This is a genomic window from Stenotrophomonas bentonitica, assembly GCF_002887735.1.
GTDB lineage: Bacteria > Pseudomonadota > Gammaproteobacteria > Xanthomonadales > Xanthomonadaceae > Stenotrophomonas > Stenotrophomonas bentonitica_A.
Genome location: NZ_PKQP01000002.1, coordinates 218,239 through 237,586, shown reverse-complemented (window position 1 = coordinate 237,586; position 19,348 = coordinate 218,239). Strand labels below are relative to the sequence as shown.

Annotated in this window: 15 protein-coding genes; 8 read left to right on the top strand and 7 right to left on the bottom strand. The window is 67.3% G+C overall.

The annotated features are described in order from the left end of the window. Window positions 1-10: 10 nt before the first annotated feature. Complete coding sequence (locus C0R07_RS05480) at window positions 11-2,080, top strand: EAL domain-containing response regulator (protein WP_019183137.1); 2,070 nt, start codon at window positions 11-13, stop codon at window positions 2,078-2,080. Between the two features lie 167 nt (window positions 2,081-2,247). On the opposite strand, the gene fabV is transcribed toward C0R07_RS05480, so the two are convergent. From fabV to queA, 6 genes are all read right to left on the bottom strand, one after another. After that, complete coding sequence (gene fabV, locus C0R07_RS05475; protein ID WP_070473193.1) at window positions 2,248-3,507, bottom strand: enoyl-ACP reductase FabV; 1,260 nt, start codon at window positions 3,505-3,507, stop codon at window positions 2,248-2,250. A gap of 231 nt (window positions 3,508-3,738) precedes the next feature. After that, the gene (gene secF / locus C0R07_RS05470) at window positions 3,739-4,713 is read right to left on the bottom strand and encodes a protein translocase subunit SecF (protein WP_019183139.1); all 975 of its coding nucleotides are present in this window, start codon (window positions 4,711-4,713) and stop codon (window positions 3,739-3,741) included. A 19-nt stretch (window positions 4,714-4,732) separates the two neighbouring features. Further along, window positions 4,733-6,586, bottom strand: coding sequence for a protein translocase subunit SecD (secD, locus tag C0R07_RS05465; RefSeq protein WP_102788342.1), 1,854 nt, complete (start codon window positions 6,584-6,586; stop codon window positions 4,733-4,735). A 58-nt stretch (window positions 6,587-6,644) separates the two neighbouring features. Next, complete coding sequence (gene yajC / locus C0R07_RS05460) at window positions 6,645-6,989, bottom strand: preprotein translocase subunit YajC (protein WP_019183141.1); 345 nt, start codon at window positions 6,987-6,989, stop codon at window positions 6,645-6,647. Window positions 6,990-7,144: 155 nt separating this feature from the next. Further along, the gene (gene tgt / locus C0R07_RS05455; RefSeq protein WP_102788341.1) at window positions 7,145-8,275 is read right to left on the bottom strand and encodes a tRNA guanosine(34) transglycosylase Tgt; all 1,131 of its coding nucleotides are present in this window, start codon (window positions 8,273-8,275) and stop codon (window positions 7,145-7,147) included. 66 nt (window positions 8,276-8,341) lie between these two features. Continuing rightward, window positions 8,342-9,373, bottom strand: a complete 1,032-nt coding sequence (gene queA / locus C0R07_RS05450; RefSeq protein ID WP_102788504.1) for a tRNA preQ1(34) S-adenosylmethionine ribosyltransferase-isomerase QueA — start codon at window positions 9,371-9,373, stop codon at window positions 8,342-8,344. Between the two features lie 247 nt (window positions 9,374-9,620). On the opposite strand from queA, the gene C0R07_RS05445 reads away from it, so the two are divergent. Beyond that, complete coding sequence (locus C0R07_RS05445) at window positions 9,621-11,117, top strand: aminotransferase class III-fold pyridoxal phosphate-dependent enzyme (protein ID WP_102788340.1); 1,497 nt, start codon at window positions 9,621-9,623, stop codon at window positions 11,115-11,117. 230 nt (window positions 11,118-11,347) lie between these two features. Further along, complete coding sequence (locus C0R07_RS05440; protein WP_019183145.1) at window positions 11,348-11,941, top strand: TIGR00730 family Rossman fold protein; 594 nt, start codon at window positions 11,348-11,350, stop codon at window positions 11,939-11,941. Window positions 11,942-11,962: 21 nt separating this feature from the next. Here C0R07_RS05440 and C0R07_RS05435 read toward each other — a convergent pair whose 3' ends face one another. After that, entirely contained in the window at window positions 11,963-14,845 is a 2,883-nt protein-coding gene (locus C0R07_RS05435; protein WP_070471774.1) for an EAL domain-containing protein, read from the bottom strand. 203 nt (window positions 14,846-15,048) lie between these two features. Between C0R07_RS05435 and C0R07_RS05430 the strand changes: the two genes are divergently transcribed. The 5 genes from C0R07_RS05430 (at window position 15,049) to C0R07_RS05410 (ending at window position 19,263) form a co-directional block, all read left to right on the top strand. Continuing rightward, on the top strand, window positions 15,049-15,603 hold the full coding sequence (locus C0R07_RS05430; protein WP_102788503.1) for an RNA polymerase sigma factor: 555 nt from the start codon (window positions 15,049-15,051) through the stop codon (window positions 15,601-15,603). Continuing rightward, window positions 15,600-16,589, top strand: coding sequence for a hypothetical protein (locus C0R07_RS05425; RefSeq protein ID WP_102788339.1), 990 nt, complete (start codon window positions 15,600-15,602; stop codon window positions 16,587-16,589). Before C0R07_RS05430 ends, C0R07_RS05425 begins: the two co-directional genes overlap by 4 nt. A 44-nt stretch (window positions 16,590-16,633) precedes the next feature. Further along, window positions 16,634-17,242 carry an IMPACT family protein gene (locus tag C0R07_RS05420; protein WP_019183149.1) on the top strand — a complete coding sequence of 203 codons (609 nt, stop codon included), beginning with the start codon at window positions 16,634-16,636 and terminating at the stop codon, window positions 17,240-17,242. Further along, window positions 17,235-19,001 carry an ABC transporter transmembrane domain-containing protein gene (locus tag C0R07_RS05415; RefSeq protein WP_102788338.1) on the top strand — a complete coding sequence of 589 codons (1,767 nt, stop codon included), beginning with the start codon at window positions 17,235-17,237 and terminating at the stop codon, window positions 18,999-19,001. The genes C0R07_RS05420 and C0R07_RS05415 overlap by 8 nt, the downstream gene beginning before the upstream one ends. A 67-nt stretch (window positions 19,002-19,068) precedes the next feature. After that, window positions 19,069-19,263 (top strand): hypothetical protein, encoded by a 195-nt coding sequence (locus C0R07_RS05410; RefSeq protein ID WP_070427170.1) that lies wholly within the window; start codon window positions 19,069-19,071, stop codon window positions 19,261-19,263. Window positions 19,264-19,348 lie beyond the last annotated feature (85 nt).

Below are 19,348 nucleotides of genomic sequence, written 5' to 3'. Positions count from 1 at the left end.
GGAGTACTGAATGCAGAACGCGAATGACATGACGGTCCGCCTGCTGATCGTGGACGACAGCGGCGAGAACGCCGAGACCATCGTCAGCACGCTGCGCAACAGCGGCATCGCGGTGCGCCCGACGCGCCCGCAGCACAGCGAGGAACTGGCCCACGTCCTGGGCACCCAGCCGATCGACCTGGTACTGGTCGCTGCCGCCCAGAGCATCCCGCTGCTGCAGGTCACCCAGCAGATCGCGGCCAGTGGCAAGGACATCCCCATGATCCTGCTGGCCGAGTCGATCAATGAAAACGAGTGGGTCGAGGCCGGTGCCAACGGCATCCGCGCCATCGCCCTGCGCCACCGCCCCGAGCACCTGCTGGCGGTGGTGCGCAATGAATGGACCGATCTGCACGCGCGCCGCGGGCTGCGCCGGATCGAGGCCCAGATGCGCGAGACCGAGCGCCGCTGCGACGCGCTGATCTCCTCCTCGCGCGACCCGATCGCCTATGTCCATGAAGGCATGCACATCCGCGCCAACGAGGCCTACCTGGAGATGTTCGGCTACGAGACCTTCGAGGATGTGGAGGGCATCTCGCTGCTGGACATGGTCGCCCCGCAGCACGTGGACGGCTTCAAGCAGCTGCTCAAGTCGATGAGCAAGGGCGATGCACCGCCGCCGCAGTACCAGGTGGACGCACGCAACCAGGACGGGGCGGTGTTCCCGGCCACGATGGAGTTCACCCAGGCCAGCTACGAAGGCGAATCCTGCCTGCAGGTGGTGTTCCGCCGCCGCATGGAGTTCGACCCGGAGCTGGCGCGCGAGGTCGAGGACCTGCGCCAGCGCGACCAGGTCACCGGCCTGCTCAACCGACCGACCTTCATGCTGCATGTCGAAAATGCCGTGGCCCAGGCCGGCCGCAGCGAGGGCCGGTTCGGCCTGCTGCTGGTCGAGCCCGACCACTATGCGCGCCTGCTGCCGGAGATCGGGCTGGACTCGGCCGACGCGCTGATCGGCGCCCTCGCCCGCGTGCTGGCCCAATCCGTTGGCGACGCTGCCCAGGTGGCCCGCTTCGGTGAACACAGCTTCGCCGTGCTGACCGAAGCACCCTACGCGCAGACCGTCGCCTTGGCCGACCAGATCCGGGCCGCCTTCGCCGCGCAGGTGTTCAGCATCGGCGAGCGCTCGGCCACGGTCACCGTCAGCGTCGGCGGCGTGCAGGTCGGCGAAAAGATCGCCAGCATCGGCCAGGTGCTGGCCCGCGCCACCGAGTGCACGCAGGCAGCCCTGGAACTGGGCAACACCACCCGGGTGTTCGACCCGGCGGCAGTGGACCGCGTGGAAGAAGAGCGCATCCAGCACTGGGTCGCACGCATCCGCCAGGCGCTGGACGGCGATGGCTTCCAGCTGCATTACCAGCCGGTGCTCAACCTGCAGGGCGAAGCGCTGGAGTTGTACGAGGCCTACCTGCGCCTGGAGCACAACGGCGAGCTGCTCAGCCCGACCGCGTTCCTGGGCATCGCCGAGGAACACGGCCTGCTGGCCGACATCAACCGCTGGGTGGTCACCCACGCGATCGGCATGCTCGCCGCACGCAGGCGCGAGGGCCACGTCACCCACCTGATGGTCAAGATCACCCCGGAGTCGTTCAACGACCCGCAGATGATCGTCACCCTGCGCCGCGAGCTGCAGGCCCAGGGCGTGCCGGGCGAACAGCTGTGGCTGCATGCCCCGGAGGCAAAGGTATTCACCCACCTGCGCAATGCGCAGCAGTTCCTGGCGGCGATCGCGCCGCTCGGCTGCCGGATCGGCCTGGAGCAGTTCGGCTCGGGGCTGGACTCGTTCCAGCTGCTGGCCCATTTCCAGCCGCAGTTCCTCAAGCTGGACCGCGACTTCACCTGCGACCTCGCCAGCACCCGCGAACACAGCGGGAAGATCAGCGAGATCACCGCGCGGGCGCAGGCCGCCAACATCCGCACCATCGCCGAGTTCGTCGCCGATGCCAACTCGATGAGCCTGCTTTTCAGTGCCGGGGTGGACTACGTGCAGGGCGACTTCGTCGGCCCGGCCGGCCCGGTGATGGATTTCGATTTCAGCTGATTGGGAGCGTCACGACCAACGGTCGTGACCTACCCTCTTCCGCGCATCAATGGGCGCAGCGCGCGTGCATCATTGGGCGCACCGCACGCGCATCGATGGGGTCACCGCGCGTGCATCGATGGCCGCACGGGTAGATGCCGACCGTTGGTCGGCATCCATCCTTCCGGTCAGGCCATCTCGACCAGGTTCGGGATCTTCACGTCGGTGGCGACATCGGCGTCGTAATCCACGCCTTCCACACCGAACCCGAACAGACGCAGGAAATCGGCCTTGTAGCCGGCCAGATCGCTGATCTCGTAGAGGTTCTCGTTGGTCACCTGCGGCCACAGCGCGACCACTTCGCCCTGCACCTCCGGCGCCATTTCCTTGTAGTCCGCGCGCAGACGGCCGGCGTCATCGATCAACTCGACCTTGCGGCCGCCATCGGTGACCAGGTCGTGGCGCAGGCGCTCGGTCGCGGTACCCGCGTCCTTGCCGCCGTAGAGGATGTCGTACAGGGTATCGAGCTGTTCGATGCAGCCCTCGTGGGTGCCCTTGGCCTTCATCACCTTGAACAGCAGCGACAGGTACAGCGGCATGGTCGGGATCGCCGAGCTGGCCTGGGTGACCACGGCCTTGAGCACCGATACGCGCGCATCGCCGCCGATCGGCGCCAGCTTCTGACGCAGGCCGACGACCTTCTCGTCCAGATCCTTCTTGGCCGCGCCGATGGAGCCGTTCCAGTAGATCGCCTGGGTAATTTCCTCACCGACGTAGGTGAAGGCCGTGGTGGTCGCGCCTTCGGCCAGCACACCGGCCTCGAGCAGCGCATCGATCCACATCTGCCAGTCTTCGCCGCCCATGACGGCGACGGTACCGGCGATCTCTTCCGGCGTGGCCGGCTCGATCGTGGTTTCGGTGATCACTTCCTTGTCGGTATCCAGGCCGCGCAGCGTGATCGGTGCGCCGATCGGCTTGAGCGTGGAGCTGATCACTTCACCGGTCCTGGGATGCTTGCGGCGCGGCGCGGCCAGGCTGTACACCACCTGGTCGACCTGGCCGAGATCCTGCTTGATCAGCTCGATGACCTTGGCCTTGACCTCGTCGGAGAAGGCATCGCCGTTGACGCTCTTGGCGTACAGACCGGCCTGCTCGGCATACTTGTGGAACGCGGCGGTGTTGTACCAGCCGGCGGTGCCGGGCTTGGTCTCGGTACCCGGACGCTCGAAGAACACGCCCAGCGTGGCAGCATCACTGCCGAACGCTGCCGTGATGCGCGCAGCCAGGCCGTAGCCGGTGGAGGCACCGAGCACCAGCACCTTCTTCGGGCCGTTGGTGATCTTCGGCTTGGACTGGATGTACTCGATCTGCTGCTTGACGGCCGCATCGCAGCCGACGGGATGGGTGGTGACGCAGATGAAGCCGCGCACACGCGGTTTGATGACCATGTAAACCTCGAGGGGACTGGCGCAGGGCGGACCGGCGCGATGAAAAGGGAGGTCGCGCGCCACCGGAGCGGCTGCGCGGAACGCAAGGGATCGTAGTGCGCAGCGCCGCTGAGTACAACCGACGGGGGTGTATGGGAGGTGACGGTCCCGCCCTGGCGCGCTCTCCGGGCAGTTCCAAAAGAAAGGCCGCGCAATGCGCGGCCTTCCGGATGTTGCAGACCACCAGAGAACTTACGGACGACGCTCCAGCGCTTCCACGTCCTTGGCCTTCGGCAGCAGATCCTGCTTGGTCACCGCCAGCGCGCCCATCGTCAGCAGCGGGCAGGCGATGAAGATCGACGACAGCGTACCGATCACCGCACCGATCATCTGGCTCAGCGCCAGCCCTTCCAGCGAACCACCGCCGTACAGGTACAGCGCCAGCACCGACAGGAAGAACACCAGCGAGGTGATGATCGTGCGCGACAGCGTCTGGTTGATCGAACGGTTCATCACTTCCAGCGGTTCCACACGCAGGCTGCGGAAGTTCTCACGCACACGGTCGAACACCACGATGGTGTCGTTGATCGAGAAGCCCATCACCGACAGCAGGCCGGCCAGCACGGTCAGATCGAACTCACGGCCACTCAGCGAGAAGTAACCCGCCACCACCAGCACGTCGAACAGCGTGGTGATGATCGCCACCATCGCGAACTTCCACTCAAAGCGGAAACCGATGTAGATCAGGAAGCCGATCAACACGAACAGCGCCGCGTACAGGCCGTTCAGGGCCAGCTCTTTACCCACCTGCGGGCCGACGAACTCGGCGCCCACGATGGCGGCCTGGTTGCCCTCCATCGAGATCGCCTTCTGCACGGCTTCGGCGGTGCGGTTGTTGGCTTCACCGGCGTTCTCGCCTTCGGCCATTTCCTGCGGCTGCAGGCGGATCAGCAGGTTGCTGCCGCTGCCGAAGCTCTGCACCTGGGCACCGGCATAGCCGGCGCCTTCCAGATGCTCACGCACGGCATCGACGTCAGCCGGCTTGTCGAAGCGCACTTCGACCACGGTACCGCCGGTGAAGTCCAGCGCGTAGTTGAAGCCCTTGAAGGCAATGCAGCCGATGGCGGCAATGAACACCAGCGCGGCCAGCGAGACAGCCACCCAACGGGTGCGCATGAAGTCGAACTTGGTGTCGTTCGGGATCAAATGCAACGGGAAAAGTTTCATGGTTTCTATTCGCTTCCCGTCAGATGGCCAGGGTCTTGAGCTTCTTGCGGCGGCTGTAAAGCAGCACGGCAAGGGCACGCGAGACGGTGATTGCAGTGAACATGGAGGCCAGGATGCCGACGATCATGGTCACGGCGAAGCCCTTCAGCGGGCCGGTACCGAACGCATACAACGCCACACCCGCCAGGATGCCGGTGAGGTTGGCGTCCAGGATGGTCCCGGAAGCCTTCTCGTAACCGGCCACGATGGCCGCCTTGGGCGGCATGCCGGCCCGCAGCTCTTCACGGATACGTTCGTTGATCAGCACGTTGGCGTCGACCGACAGGCCGATCGACAGCGCCAGGCCGGCGAAGCCGGGCAGCGTCATCGTCGCTCCGAACAGCGACATCACCGCCACCACGATCAGCAGGTTGAACAGCATCGCCACCGAGGTGATCACGCCGAACATCCGGTAGTACACGGTGAAGAAGACCAAGGTGAACAGGAACGCGAAGCCGACCGCGGTCACGCCGCGCTCGACGTTCTCCGCACCCAGGCTCGGGCCGACGATGCGTTCTTCAACAAAGTCCATCGGCGCGGCCAGCGAGCCGGATTTCAGCAGCTTGGCCAGGTTGTCCGCCTCGAGCTTGTCCAGGCCGGTGGTCTGGAAGTTCTTGCCGAACACGCCGTTGATGTTGGCGACCGAGATCACCTCTTCCTTGACGCGGAAGCTGCGCACTTCCTTGCCGTCGACCACGTTCACGGTCGGGATGCGCTCGGTGTAGACCACCGCCATCGGCTTGTTCACGTTGGCGCTGGTGAAGTCGAACATGCGCTGGCCGCCGACGTTGTTCAGCGTCACGCTCACTGCTGCCGAACCGTTCTGGTCGGTGGTGGCCTGCGCGGCGACCATCTGGTCACCGGTCACGATCACGCGCTTGTTGAGCAGGATCGGGCCGCGGTTGTCGCGCTGCTGGTAGACCTTGGCCTCCGGCGGGATGCGGCCGCTGGCGATCGCGTCCTGGGCGTTGCCTTCAACCACGGCGCGGTATTCCAGCGTCGCGGTGGCACCGATCATGCGCTTGGCTTCGGCGGTGTCCTGCACGCCGGGCAGCTGCACGACCACGCGGTCGGCACCCTGGCGCTGGATGATCGGCTCGGCCACGCCCAACTGGTTGACGCGGTTGCGCAGCGTGTTGACGTTCTGCTCGATGGCGCCATTGGCGATCGCGGTCAGTTCCGTCTCCGGCATGCTCACGGTGATGCGGTTGCCCGCCACCTCATAGCCCAGCGTCGGCTGCGCCTTGACCATGACCTCGCGGGCACGCGCGGCCGCATCGGCACCGGCGGACGGGCTGATGGTGGCCACGATGGTGTTGTCGCCACGGCGCTCGACCGACTGGTATGCGATGCGGGCATCGCGCAGGCTGGTGCGCACGTCTTCGGCGTAGGCGTCCAGACGCTTGTCCAGTGCCGCCTTCTGGTCGACCTGCAGCACGAAGTGGACGCCGCCCTGCAGATCCAGGCCCAGCACCATCGGCTTGGCGCCCAGGTCGCTCAGCCAGTCCGGCACGGTGGAAGCCAGGTTCAGGGCAACCACGTAGTCCTCGCCCATCTCGTCGCGCAGGGCGTCGTTGGCGGCGGTCTGCGCCTGCAGCGTCGGCAAGCGCACGATCAGGCTGTCGCCTTCCTTGGCCACCGACAGCGGCTCCACGCCGGCCTGCTTGAGGTCACCCAGTACGCGGTCGCGCAGGGCGTCGTCGATCTGCCCGCCACGGTTGGCGGTGATCTGCACGGCAGGGTCCTTCTGGTAGATGTTGGGCAGCGCGTACAACGCACTGACCGCCAGCACGATCAGGATGAGGAAATACTTCCAGCGTGGAAATTCGAGCATTGCTTGGGTCCCGCGCGGTGCCCGTCCCGGCACCGCGGTTGAACGGAAAGGAGGTGGATCAGTTGGCCGACTTCAGCGTGCCGGTCGGCAGCACATTGCCCACGGCGCCCTTCTGCACGCGGATGCGCACGTTTTCGGCCACTTCGATGGTGATGAAGTTGTCGCCGATGTCGGTGACCACGCCGGCGATGCCGCCGTTGGTCAGCACTTCGTCACCGCGCTTGACCTTCTCCAGCATGGCCTTGTGTTCCTTCTGGCGCTTCATCTGCGGGCGGATCATCAGGAAGTACATGATCGCGATCAGGATGATCGGGAACAGCAGGGTGGTCAGACCCATGCCCTGCGGCTGGCCACCGGCGGCCTGGGCGTTGGCGGTGGGAATCAGGAAGGCGAGCAGGTTCATAGTGTGTCCTTGGGTTGGGAGGCGCCCCGCCCCCTTTGAGGGTCAGGGTGTCGCCGCGAAACGGGGGTCAGCCTCGAAGTATGCCATGGCCCCGGGAGTTCGTCCTTGGGCCGTTTGGCAGGGTCCGCGCGCTGGATCGGCCGGCGGGGGTCACTTTACAGCGGGGGCGTCACCGCACCACGGGCCGCGTAGAAGGACTCGCGGAAGGCGGCAAAGGTTCCCGCCGCGATCGCCGCGCGCATGTCGGCCATCAACTTCTCGTAGTAGTAGAGGTTGTGGATGGTGCCCAGCATCGGCGCCAGCATCTCGTTGCAGCGGTCCAGGTGACGCAGGTAGGAGCGCGTATAGCCGCTGGTGCAGGCGTGGCAGCCGCAGCCCGGCTCGATGGTGTCCATGTCGCGCTCGTAGCGGGCGTTGCGGATGCGCACGGTGCCGAAGGAGGTGAAGTAGTGTCCGTTGCGGGCATTGCGGGTCGGCATCACGCAATCGAACATGTCCACTCCGCGGGCGACGCCTTCCACCAGATCTTCCGGGCGGCCGACGCCCATCAGGTAGCGCGGGCGGTCGGCCGGCAGGATCGGGTGCATGTGGTCGAGCATGGCGTTGCGCTCGTGCTCGGGCTCGCCCACGGCCAGGCCACCGATGGCGTACCCGTCAAAGCCGATCTGCTGCAGGCCTTCGGCCGAGCGGCTGCGCAGGTCGTGATGGACACCGCCCTGGACGATGCCGAACAGCGCTGCGTCATTGCCCAGTTCATCGTGCGCGTTGCGGCTGCGCTGGGCCCAGCGCAGGCTGAGCTCCATCGAGGTGCGCGCGACCGGCTCGGTGGCCGGGTACGGGGTGCACTCGTCGAAGATCATCACCACGTCCGAATCGAGCACCTTCTGGATGCGCATGCTCTCTTCCGGACCCAGGAACACACGGGCCCCGTCTGTCGGCGAGGAGAAGGTCACGCCCTGCTCGGTGATCTTGCGGCGGTGGGCCAGCGAGAACACCTGGAAACCGCCGGAGTCGGTCAGGATCGGGCCATTCCAGCGCGCGAAGCCGTGCAGGCCGCCGTGGTCGGCGATCACGTCCAGGCCCGGGCGCAGGTACAGATGGAAGGTATTGCCGAGGATGATCTCCGCACCCAGCGCGCGGATCTGCTCCGGCAGGATGCCCTTCACCGAGCCATAGGTGCCCACCGGCATGAAGGCCGGGGTTTCCACGGTCCCGCGCGGGAAGGTCAGGCGGCCGCGGCGGGCGCGACCGTCGGTGGTCTGGAGCTGGAACTGGAGTCGGGACATGGAGCGGTCATTCGGGCAGATAGTCTGCCATTGTCGCCGAAAACGGCCGCGCCTGCCCCGCCCCAGTTATTCGCCCTGCGGGAGCAGCAGCATCGCATCGCCATAGCTGAAGAAGCGGTACTTCTCCGCGATCGCCGCCTGATAGGCCTCGAATACGCGGTCCTTGCCGGCAAAGGCGGAAATCATCATCAGCAGCGTGCTTTCCGGCAGATGGAAGTTGGTCACCATCGCGTCCACGCTGCGGATCCGGTAGCCGGGGGTGATGAAGATCTGGGTTTCACCAGCGTACGGCAGCAGCTCGCCGTCGCGCATGGCGCTTTCCAGGGCCCGCACCACCGTGGTGCCGACGCCGATCACCCGGCCACCCGCGGCCCGGGTGCGGCGCACCTGCTGCACCAGTCCGGCGCCGACGTTCAGCCATTCGCGGTGCATCACGTGGTCGGTCAGATCGTCCACGCGGACCGGCTGGAAGGTGCCCGCGCCCACGTGCAGGGTCACATGGCCGAACTCCACGCCCTTTTCCTTCAACGTGGCCAGCAGGGCCTCATCGAAGTGCAGGCCGGCGGTCGGGGCCGCCACCGCGCCGATCTCGCGGGCAAAGACCGTCTGGTAACGCTCGCGGTCGCCCACGCCCGGCTCGCGCTGGATGTAAGGCGGCAACGGCAGCCGGCCGGCGTGCAGCAGCCACTGCTCCAGCGCCTCGGGCACGTGGAACTGCAGCACGTAGAACTCGCCGTCGCGCCCCAGCACTTCGGCCTCGCCACCGGCATCCAGGGCAATGCGGCTGCCCGTCTTGGGCGACTTGCTGGCGCCGACCTGGGCCCGCGCCTGCTGGCCACCGAGCAGGCGCTCGATCAGGATTTCGACACGGCCCCCGCTGGCCTTCTGGCCGAACAGGCGCGCCGGGATCACCCGGGTATCGTTGAACACCATCAGGTCGCCTTCCCGCAGCAGCTCGGGCAGGTCGCGCACCTGGCGGTGATCGAAGGCGGCCGGGGCCGGCGGCACCACCATCAGGCGGCTGGCCGAACGCTCGGCGAGCGGAGCCTGGGCAATCAGTTCAGGCGGCAGGTCGTAGTTGAAATCGGACTTCTTCAAGGGAGCGCACGGCAACGTGTAGGCAATGTCGGCCATTGTACGACTGGCTCCCGGTAGCAACCCAGCCTTGCGCGAACGTCGCGCAAAATGCTGCTCTGCAACAGTTTTTGGCGGGGTTATCGCGCGAAAAACCGCGTGCTAGCATCGAGCCGGAAGTCTGATGCACGAGCAGGAATGCCCGAAGCGCGCGCGAATAGACGCGCGTTTTGCTTTTCCGCCGTGCCGCCATCGTTTCAGGAGATCTGCAATGAGCTTCATCGAACGTCTTGCCCCACTCCGCGCCCAGCCGGGCACCCGCCTCACCACCGGCCTGGATGACGCCACCCTCGAACGCCTCGCCGCCGGCCACCCCGCGCTGGTCGCCGCCATCGACGCCGCCGCCACTGGGTTCGAGCGCGTGCGCGCCGATCTGGGCGACCTGCTGGCCCTGGACGAGCGCGCCCAGATCGATGCGATGCAGGACGGCTTCGTCAACTTCTATGCCGACGATGCGGTCACCCCGTACGTCGCCCTGGCCGCCCGTGGCGCATGGGTGGTCACGCTGAAGGGCGCGGTGCTGTACGACGCCGGCGGCTACGGCATGCTGGGCTTTGGCCACACCCCCGAAGCGGTGATGGACGCCATGGCGGCCCCGCAGGTGATGGCCAATGTGATGACCCCCAGCCTGTCCCAGCAGCGCTTCATCCAGGCCCTGCGCAAGGAGATCGGCCACCGCCGCGGTGGGTGCCCGTACAGCCACTTCATGTGCCTCAATTCCGGCTCCGAAGCGGTCGGCCTGGCCGCCCGCATCGCCGACGTCAACGCCAAGCTGCAGACCGATCCGGGGGCCCGCCACGCTGGCGCCAGGATCAAGCGCGTGGTGGTGAAGGGCAGCTTCCACGGCCGCACCGACCGCCCGGGCCTGTATTCCGATTCCAGCCGCAAGACCTACATGCAGCACCTGGCCAGCTACCGGGGCGAAGACAGCGTGATCGCGATCGCGCCGTACGACGAAGACGCACTCAAGCGCGTGTTTGCCGAGGCCGAGCAGAACCATTGGTTCATCGAGGCGATCTTCCTGGAGCCGGTGATGGGCGAAGGCGACCCGGGCCGTTCGGTGCCGCCGTCGTTCTATGCGCTGGCCCGTGAGCTGACCCGCCAGCACGGCAGCCTGCTGCTGCTCGACTCGATCCAGGCCGGCCTGCGCGCGCACGGCGTGCTCTCGATCGTGGATTACCCGGGCTTCGAAGGCCTGGACGTGCCGGACATGGAGACCTATTCCAAGGCGCTCAATGCAGCCCAGTTCCCGCTCTCGGTGCTGGCCGTGACCGAACACGCCGCGCAGCTGTACCGCAAGGGCATCTACGGCAACACCATGACCTCCAACCCGCGGGCACTGGACGTGGCCTGCGCCACGCTGTCGCTGCTGACCCCGCAGGTGCGCGAGAACATCCGCGTGCGTGGCGAGGAAGCGGTGCGCAAGCTGGAACAGCTCAAGACCGAGCTGGGCGGGCTGATCACCAAGGTCCAGGGCACCGGCCTGCTGTTCTCCTGCGAGCTGGCACCGCAGTTCAAGTGCTACGGCGCCGGCTCCACCGAGGAATGGCTGCGCAACCACGGCATCAACGTGATCCACGGCGGCGAGAACTCGCTGCGGTTCACCCCGCATTTCGGCATGGACGGCGAAGAGCTGGACCTGCTGGTCGGGCTGGTGGGCCGGGCGCTGAAGGAAGGCCCGCGCCGCGAGCAGTCGCAGGCGGCCTGAGGCCGGCGGTACGGACAACGGCAGCCGACCGTTGGTCGGCTCCCACAAATCCGGCAGAGCGACCATTACCCAGCCACCATCCCCCGGCCCCGATTGGCCTCCCCGCCCATAACGCGCGATAATCACCGCCCGCATCCGCGGAACGACACCCCGTCACGAGACCGGAACACTGGTCATCGGCGGGGCTTTTTCGTTTCCGCCGCGTCAGTTTCTGAACACAGGAAGATCCAATGAAGTCGATTTGCGTTTACTGTGGTTCCAACCCCGGCAGCAAGCCGGTCTACACCGAGCGCGCCATCGCGCTGGGTGACCGGATCGCCCGGGATGGCCTGCGCCTGGTATACGGCGGCGGCAACGTCGGCCTGATGGGTACCGTGGCCAATGCCGTGCTTGCAGGTGGCGGCGAAGTCACCGGCGTGATCCCGCAGCAGCTGGCGGATTGGGAAGTGGCCCACCGCGGCCTGACCGAACTGGAAATCGTCGGTTCGATGCACGAGCGCAAGTCGCGCATGTTCGATCTGTCCGATGCGTTCGTGGCCCTGCCCGGTGGCTTCGGCACGATGGAAGAAATCTTCGAAATGCTGACCTGGCGTCAGCTGGGCATCGGCAACAAGCCCTGCGCGTTCCTGGATGTGGATGGCTTCTACGCCCCGCTGATCGGCATGATCGACCGCATGGTCGAAGAGCGCTTCCTGCACCCGGCCCAGCGCGCGGACCTGTGGTACGGCTCGGACATCGACGAGATGCTGGCCTGGATGCGCGCCTACGAGCCGGCGCAGGCCTCCAAGTGGATCGACGAGAAGCGGGCCAACGCGCTGCGTTGATCCCCGTGCTGCCGCGACGGTTCAGGCCGTCGCGGTGGTCGCCATCGGGGCCGGCCGGCCCAGCAGATAGCCCTGGCCGTAATCGCAGCCCAGCTGCAGCAACGTGTCGTGCTGGGCCTGGGTCTCGATCCCCTCGCCCACCGTTTCGATGCCCAGCGTGCGTGCCAGCGACAGCACGCCCTGCACCAGCGCGTGCGTGCTCTGCATGTCCTGCCCGTGCAGGCCGGCGATGAACGATTGATCGATCTTCAGCGTCGAGATCGGGAAGCGATGCAGGTAGGACAGCGCCGAGAAGCCGGTGCCGAAATCATCCAGCTGCACCAGCACGCCGCGCTCGCGCAGGGTCTGCAGGATGCGCAGCGTGCGCGGGCCGTCATCCAGCAGCGCCACCTCGGTGATCTCCAGCCGCAGCCGGTGCGGATCGGCGCCGGCCGCTTCGATCAGGCCGAACAGGCGCGTGCTGAAATCGGCCGAGCGGAAGTGCCGCGGGGACACATTGACGGACAGATACCCACGGCCGCCACGCGCAAGCTGGGTGATCACCTGCTCGTACAGCAGCCAGTCCACCTGTTCGATCAGGCCACTTTCTTCCCCCAGGTCCAGGAAGGCGCTGGGCAGCAGCAACCCGCGGCGCTCGTGCTGCCAGCGCAACAGCGCTTCGTGGCCGACCAGCTCACCATCGCTGAGCCGCACGATCGGCTGATAGAACGGCATGAAATCGCGGTTGATGATGGCCCGGCGCAGGTCCGCCTCCAGGTCCAAGCTGCGCAGGGCCTGCTCGCGCATCGCCTCATCGAACACCGCACAGCGATCATTGCCCTGCGCCTTGGCGCGGTACATCGCCGCATCCGCATCGCGCACCAGCTCTTCGCCGTTGCGGTAGCGGGGGTTCCACATGGCGATGCCGAGGCTGCCGGAGGGGAACAGTTCGCGCCCCTTCACCCACATCGATTCTTCCAGCGCCACCAGCATGCGCTGTGAGAACTCCAGCGCCGAGGCCAGGCCATCGCCGCACTGGAGCAGGATCGCGAACTCATCCCCGCCCAGCCGGGCGACCACATCCTGTGCGGAGATCATCGAGACGATGCGCTTGGCCACCTCGACCAGCATCTGATCACCCGCGGCATGGCCGATGCTGTCATTGACCAGCTTGAAGCGGTCCAGATCCAGGAACAGCACCGCAAAGCCCTGTCCCTCGCTGGCGCGCGCACGTGCGATCGCATCTTCCAGCCGGTCCAGCAGATGCAGGCGATTGGGCAGTCCGGTCAGCGCATCATGCATGGCCTGATGGGTGAGGCGCTGCTCAGCGCGCAGGCGCTCGCCGATCTGGCCCAGCAGCTTGTCGTTGACGTCGGCCAGCTCGCGGGTGCGCTCGTCCACGCGCCTTTCCAGATCAGCATGCGCATTGCGCAACCGCTCCTGGTCGCGCTGGCGCGCCAGCCCGTTGCCGATGTTCTGCGCCACGAAGGTCAGCAGCCGCTGATCGTGCACGGTGAACACCACCTCCGGCGAATAACTCTGCACCACGATCACGCCGACCACATCGTCATCGCTCAGCAACGGCACGCCCAGCCAGCAGTTCGAACGCGCGCCGAACTCGCGCACCACCCCACTCTCGCGCAGCGCATCGATGCGCTCGCGGGTGGCCAGCAGCGGCTGGCGGTTGCGCACGATGAATTCGGTCAAGCCATCACTGAAGGGCCGCGGTGCTCGCGACGGGTTGTACTCGTCCACCGAGTAGACGAACTCCAGCCCGTCACCTTTTTCGTTGACCAGGGCGATATAGAAATTGCGCGCATCCAGCAGCGTGCCGACGACGCCATGCACCTGGCCGTAGTACTGCGACAGCGACTCGGCGCTCATCGCCAGCTCGGCGATGTTGAACAGCGCCATCTGCAGTTTCTCAGCGCGGCGGCGTTCGACCACCTCCTCCTGCAGGTTGCGGTTGGCGCGCTGCAGCTCGACCGTGCGGCGCTCCACCTGCCGCTCCAGCTGTACCTGCGCCTGGCGCCGGTCCATCGCGGTCAGGATGTGCTGGGCGACATAGCCCAGCAGCGTGCGGTCGGCCTCGCCATAGCGCGCGCGATGCTCGTAGCTCTGCACCACGATCGCACCGCATACGCGCCCGTCGCGCAGCATCGGCACGCCCAGCCAGTCCAGGCTCTCGGGCCCACGCTCGGGGTCGTGTTCGTCATCGAGGATGGCCAGCAGCTCGCGCGAGGGCCCACTCAATGGCTCGCCATGCCGCAATAGCGCGAAGGTTAGGCTGCGCGGCATTTCGTGTTCTTCGTAGCTGCGGTCCGGGTCGGCGACGAAATCATCTTTCTGATCGGCGAAGTACAGGAAGCGGACCCGGTGGCGAACGTCGTCGTACTCAACGATGAAGCAGTTCTGCGCATACATCAGGGAATTGAGCACGCGGTGGAAGTGGCGCAGCATCTCGGCCATTTCCAGATCGGCACCGGCCAGATCGGCGATTTCATACAGTGCCTGCTGCAGGCGCTTGGAGTCTTCCAGCGAGGCGATCTCGCGCCGCTGCCGGGCCAGCAGCACGGTGCTCTGGAACAGGCAGCGCGCGGCCGTCCACCAGCTGTCCGGTGGCGGCGTATCGCCGGCCAGTGACACGTCCAGGGTCAGTTCCGAGCCGCCATGGTGCCAGCATTGCTGCAGGGCCAGCCGCGCCGATGCCGCCTGCTGCCGCGGAGCGGTGGGACCGGGCCCTGCGGCGCCGCCTTCCGGGTGGCCGTGGCGGCCCTCGCCCAGCACCGGGTCCGACCAGGCCAGGGCGACCGCTGCGCCCGCCGGCAACTGGGCGCACAACGCCGTGGCGACCGCGGCAGGAATCACCGCATCACCGTCGCGTTGCACTGAAGAGGTCACCATCTGGCTGGACACGTCGCTCATCTCTCGGGCGCCGGCTGCCCGGCACCTCCCCTGTCCTGCGAGCATAACGCGCGGACCGGGGGGCAATGGAAGCGTCTCAACCCCGTCCGGCGTTGCTGGACGTTCTTGATCCTGTGCCCCAGGTCATCGCCATGCCAACCCGTTCCGCCGCCCGGCGCCCCATCGACTATGCGAACACCCCCGCAGCGCTTACTCTGTCGGCCGTGGACGCCCTTGCCCTGCCGACTGATGAAGCGCTGATGCTGGCCTGGGCCGGCGGCGACCTGCGTGCGTTCGAGGCGCTGTATGGCCGTCATCGCAGCCGTCTGTACAGCTTCCTGCTGCGCCAGCTGCGCGATGGCGCGTTGGCCGATGAGATGTTCCAGGATGTCTGGCAGCGGGTGATCGCCGCGCGGGCCGGCTGGCAGCCCGAGGCCGCCTTTACCACCTGGCTATTCCGGATCGCCCACAACCGCCTCAATGACCACTGGCGTGCGGCCAGGCACCGGCCGTCGGCCCCGATCGACGCCGATGAGCGGGTCGCGGCGATCACCGATGCGCGCACCCCCGAATCCCAGCTGTCCGAATTCGAACAGCGCCGCCAACTGCAGCTGGCGATGGAGCAGTTGCCGCCCGAGCAGCGCGAGGTCCTGCAGTTGCGCCTGGAACAGGAACTGAGCCTGGAAGAGATTGCCGAGATCACCGGGGTCGGCCGCGAGACCGTCAAATCGCGGCTGCGCTATGCCATGGATAAACTCCGTGTGGGGTTGACCGTATGAACCGCCCGGATCCGCTGACCCCTGAAGAACGCGAACTGGCCCGGCTGCTGGGCCGGCCCAGTGCCACCGGGCCCGCGCCGGCGATCGACGAGGCCGTGCTGGCGGCCGCGCGCACCGCCGTGGAAGCACCGGCGGCCGATGCGGCCACCTGGAAGCTCCCGCCCGATGCGCCCCGCCGTTCGCGGCGCCCGCGCTCGCGGCTTCCGGCGGCGTTCGGGCTGGCCGCCTCGGTGATCTTCGCGGTGGGCATCGCGTGGCAGCTCAAGCCCGACGACCCGCCCGCGCCCCCTCTGGCCGAGCCGGTCGCTGCCCCGGCCTCGAGCGCCGCAGTCACCGACGCTGCACCGGCGATGGATGCCGCGCCGTCTCCGCCACCGCCTGACGCGGCACCGCCGGTGGTGCAGCAGCAGCGCGCGGCCAAGCCCCAGGCACAGGCCAAGGCACACCCCACACCTGCTCCAGCCGCCGCGCCGCCGGCACCCGAACGCGCACGGCGCGTCGCAGCGCCGCGCCCGGAAGCCATCGCCGCGCCTGTACCGCCCGCCCCGGCCCCGGTGCAGGCGCCGGCACCGATGATGTCGGCCCCGGCGCCCGAAGCGGCCACCTCCTATGCGATGGAGGCGGCAGAACCGGCGCTGGACCGTGTCGTGGTGACCGGCTCCACCCTCGAGCGCCAAGCGCCGCGCGCCGCCTCCACGAGCGCCGCACCGGCCAAGCCCGCGCCCAGCGCGCCCAGCGCGCCTGGCGTGATGCGTCGTGCGGCCGCGCCGATGGCGGTACCCGCCTCGGCAGACGACGCCGTGCGCGCCCTGCATCAGGCCGTCGCGGCCGACGCCGGCCTGCCGCGCAAACAGTGGCTCAAGCGCATCCGCGAGCGTCGCGATGCCGGTGACGTGGATACCGCGCGTGCCAGTCTGGAACGCTACCTCCAGCAATACCCGGAAGTGCGCATCCCGCGCGATCTGCGCCAGCTGCTCGAGAACTGACGCTGCGCGCACGGTGAACGGGCATCCCCACTAGAATGGTGGGAATGCCCGATACGCTCGCCACCACCGTCAGCCACAGCCTGGACATCAAGCACAGCCGCTTCATCGCCCATGCCGCGCCGATTCCACACGTGGCCGCCGCGCTGGAATTCCTGCAGCAGGTTGCCGTCGTGGATGCCACCCACAACTGCTGGGCCTATCGCTACGGCAACGACTACCGCTCCAGCGACGACGGCGAGCCCGCCGGCACGGCCGGCCGCCCGATCCTGGCGGCGATCGATGGCCAGGGCTTCGACCGGGTGATGGTCGTGGTCACACGCTGGTACGGCGGCATCAAGCTCGGCGCGGGCGGCCTGGTGCGCGCCTACGGCGGTACCGCCGCCGAGTGCCTGCGGGTCGCGCCACGGCTGCCTCTGATCGCCATGGCCGAACTGGATGTGCACGCCGGCTTCGAAGATCTGGGCCCGCTGCATGCCGCGCTGGGCGCGCATCTGGCCGAAAAAGTGGGCGAAGCCTTCACCGCCGACGGCGTGAACCTGCACCTGCGCTTGCCGGCCGATCAGGTCGAGCTGTTGAAAAACCGCCTCCGCGACGCCACTCGTGATCGTGTCCGTATTGAATCCCGCATCGAACCAGGCCCATCGAATGACTGACGCACCCGCTCCGCAAGACACGCCGATGCGCCGATTGGGCAGCTTGAACACGCTGTGGCCATTCGTGCGCCGGCATGTCGGGCTATTCAGCGCCTGGCTGGTGGCCCTGGCCGTCTCGTCGGTGGCTACGCTGAGCCTGCCGGTCGCGGTCCGCCAGATGATCGACCACGGCTTCAACAGTGGGGGCCAGATCAACAAGGCCTTTGCCCTGCTGTTCCTGGTCGCGGTGGTGCTGGCGCTGGCCACGGCCGCTCGCTTTTTCTTCGTCTCCCTGCTGGGGGAAAAGGTGGTCGCCGATCTGCGCAGCCGCCTGTACGCGCACCTGATCACCCTGGGCGCCGGCTTCCATGACCGCAGCCGCAGCGGCGAGCTGGTCTCGCGCCTGACCGCCGACAGCGAACTGCTGCGCAGCGTGATCGGCTCGACCATGTCGGTGGCCCTGCGCAGCAGCGTCACCGTGATCGGCAGCCTGGTGATGCTGTTCGTGACCAGCCCGCACCTGGCGGCTTGGTCGCTGGTCGGCATTCCGCTGGCGGTGCTGCCGATCATCATCGGCGCCCGCCGCCTGCGCAGCATCGCGCGCGCCAGCCAGGACCGCATCGCCGATGCCAACAGCCTGGCCTCGGAGACCCTGGGTGCGGTACGCACCGTGCAGGCGCACGCGCGCGAGCCCTATGAACGTGGCCGCTTCAACGCCGCCCTCAGCGATGCCATCGGTGCCGCACGCCGGCGCATCCGCGCACAATCGATCGTCACCGCCAGCGCCATCGTGCTGGTGTTCGGCGCGATCGTCGGCGTGCTGTGGTTGGGCGCGCACGAGGTGATCGACGGCAACATGAGTGCCGGCACCCTGGGCCAGTTCGTGCTGTATGCGCTGATCGGCGGCGGCTCGGTCGGCGCACTGGCCGAAGTCTGGAACGAACTGCAGCGTGCCTCCGGTGGCATGGGCCGGATTGCCGAGCTGCTGCAGGAAGAGGTCGAGATCACCGCCCCCGCCAATCCAACCGGGTTGCCGCAGCCACTGCGCGGCGAGATCCGGTTCGAGGAGGTGGTGTTCCATTACCCGCAGCGCCCGGATACGGCCGCCCTGGATCATGTGGACCTGCACGTGCGACCGGGTGAAACGGTCGCGCTGGTCGGCCCCTCCGGCGCCGGCAAGAGCACCATCCTGTCGATGCTGCTGCGCTTCCACGATCCGGCTGCCGGCCGCATCCTCGTGGACGGCGTGGACCTGCGCCAGGTCGACCCCGCGCAGCTGCGCGAGCAGCTGGCACTGGTGCCGCAGCAGCCGACGCTGTTTGCCAGCAGCGCGTTCGAGAACATCCGCTACGGGCGCCTGGATGCGACCGATGAAGAGGTACAGCGCGCGGCCGAAGCGGCCGAGGCCGATGAGTTCCTGCGCGCACTGCCCGAGGGGTATGCCAGCGAGCTTGGCGAGCGCGGTGCGCGCCTGTCCGGCGGCCAGCAGCAGCGCATCGCGATCGCGCGCGCCCTGCTCAAGAACGCGCCGATCCTGTTGCTCGACGAAGCCACCAGCGCGCTGGATGCACAGAGCGAGCGCGCCGTGCAGCAGGCGCTGGAGCGCCTGATGGCCGGGCGCACCACGCTGGTGATCGCGCACCGCCTGGCCACCGTGCTCAAGGCCGACCGCATCGTGGTGATGGACCACGGTCGCATCGTGGCCCAGGGCACGCATGCCGAACTGCTGGCCGAAGGCGGTCTCTACGCCGAACTGGCGCGCCTGCAGTTCATCGATTGATGACGGGCCGGTAACACCGGACGTCGCATCCTGCAGCCCTCACTGGATGCGCTGCAGGAGGTGTTTCATGTCGTTCCGACAGTTTCCCGCCACCGATGCCAACGGCGACGACTACGTCATCATCGAGTTCAAGGACGAGCAGGTCGATGCGCCCGCCGGCAACAGCCAGGGGGCGCGCTATGAGTTGGCCGACGGCCGCCATCTGATCCGCGACGGTCGCCAGTTCCGGACCGCCGGTGGTGAGCTCACCCTCACCACCTGACGCCCGGCAAAAAAGTTGCACGGATGTTGGTCATTTTTTGACCAAGTATCTTGACAGCCTTTTGGCGCAAGGCGCGAACGCACTT

Excerpts from the sequence above, each read along its gene's own strand:
- C0R07_RS05480 (WP_019183137.1), top strand. The coding sequence starts at position 11 with ATGCAGAACGCGAATGACATGACGGTCCGCCTGCTGATCGTGGACGAC.
- fabV (WP_070473193.1), bottom strand. The coding sequence starts at position 3,507 with ATGGTCATCAAACCGCGTGTGCGCGGCTTCATCTGCGTCACCACCCAT.
- secF (WP_019183139.1), bottom strand. The coding sequence starts at position 4,713 with ATGAAACTTTTCCCGTTGCATTTGATCCCGAACGACACCAAGTTCGAC.
- secD (WP_102788342.1), bottom strand. The coding sequence starts at position 6,586 with ATGCTCGAATTTCCACGCTGGAAGTATTTCCTCATCCTGATCGTGCTG.
- yajC (WP_019183141.1), bottom strand. The coding sequence starts at position 6,989 with ATGAACCTGCTCGCCTTCCTGATTCCCACCGCCAACGCCCAGGCCGCC.
- tgt (WP_102788341.1), bottom strand. The coding sequence starts at position 8,275 with ATGTCCCGACTCCAGTTCCAGCTCCAGACCACCGACGGTCGCGCCCGC.
- C0R07_RS05445 (WP_102788340.1), top strand. The coding sequence starts at position 9,621 with ATGAGCTTCATCGAACGTCTTGCCCCACTCCGCGCCCAGCCGGGCACC.
- C0R07_RS05440 (WP_019183145.1), top strand. The coding sequence starts at position 11,348 with ATGAAGTCGATTTGCGTTTACTGTGGTTCCAACCCCGGCAGCAAGCCG.
- C0R07_RS05435 (WP_070471774.1), bottom strand. The coding sequence starts at position 14,845 with ATGAGCGACGTGTCCAGCCAGATGGTGACCTCTTCAGTGCAACGCGAC.
- C0R07_RS05425 (WP_102788339.1), top strand. The coding sequence starts at position 15,600 with ATGAACCGCCCGGATCCGCTGACCCCTGAAGAACGCGAACTGGCCCGG.
- C0R07_RS05420 (WP_019183149.1), top strand. The coding sequence starts at position 16,634 with ATGCCCGATACGCTCGCCACCACCGTCAGCCACAGCCTGGACATCAAG.
- C0R07_RS05415 (WP_102788338.1), top strand. The coding sequence starts at position 17,235 with ATGACTGACGCACCCGCTCCGCAAGACACGCCGATGCGCCGATTGGGC.
- C0R07_RS05410 (WP_070427170.1), top strand. The coding sequence starts at position 19,069 with ATGTCGTTCCGACAGTTTCCCGCCACCGATGCCAACGGCGACGACTAC.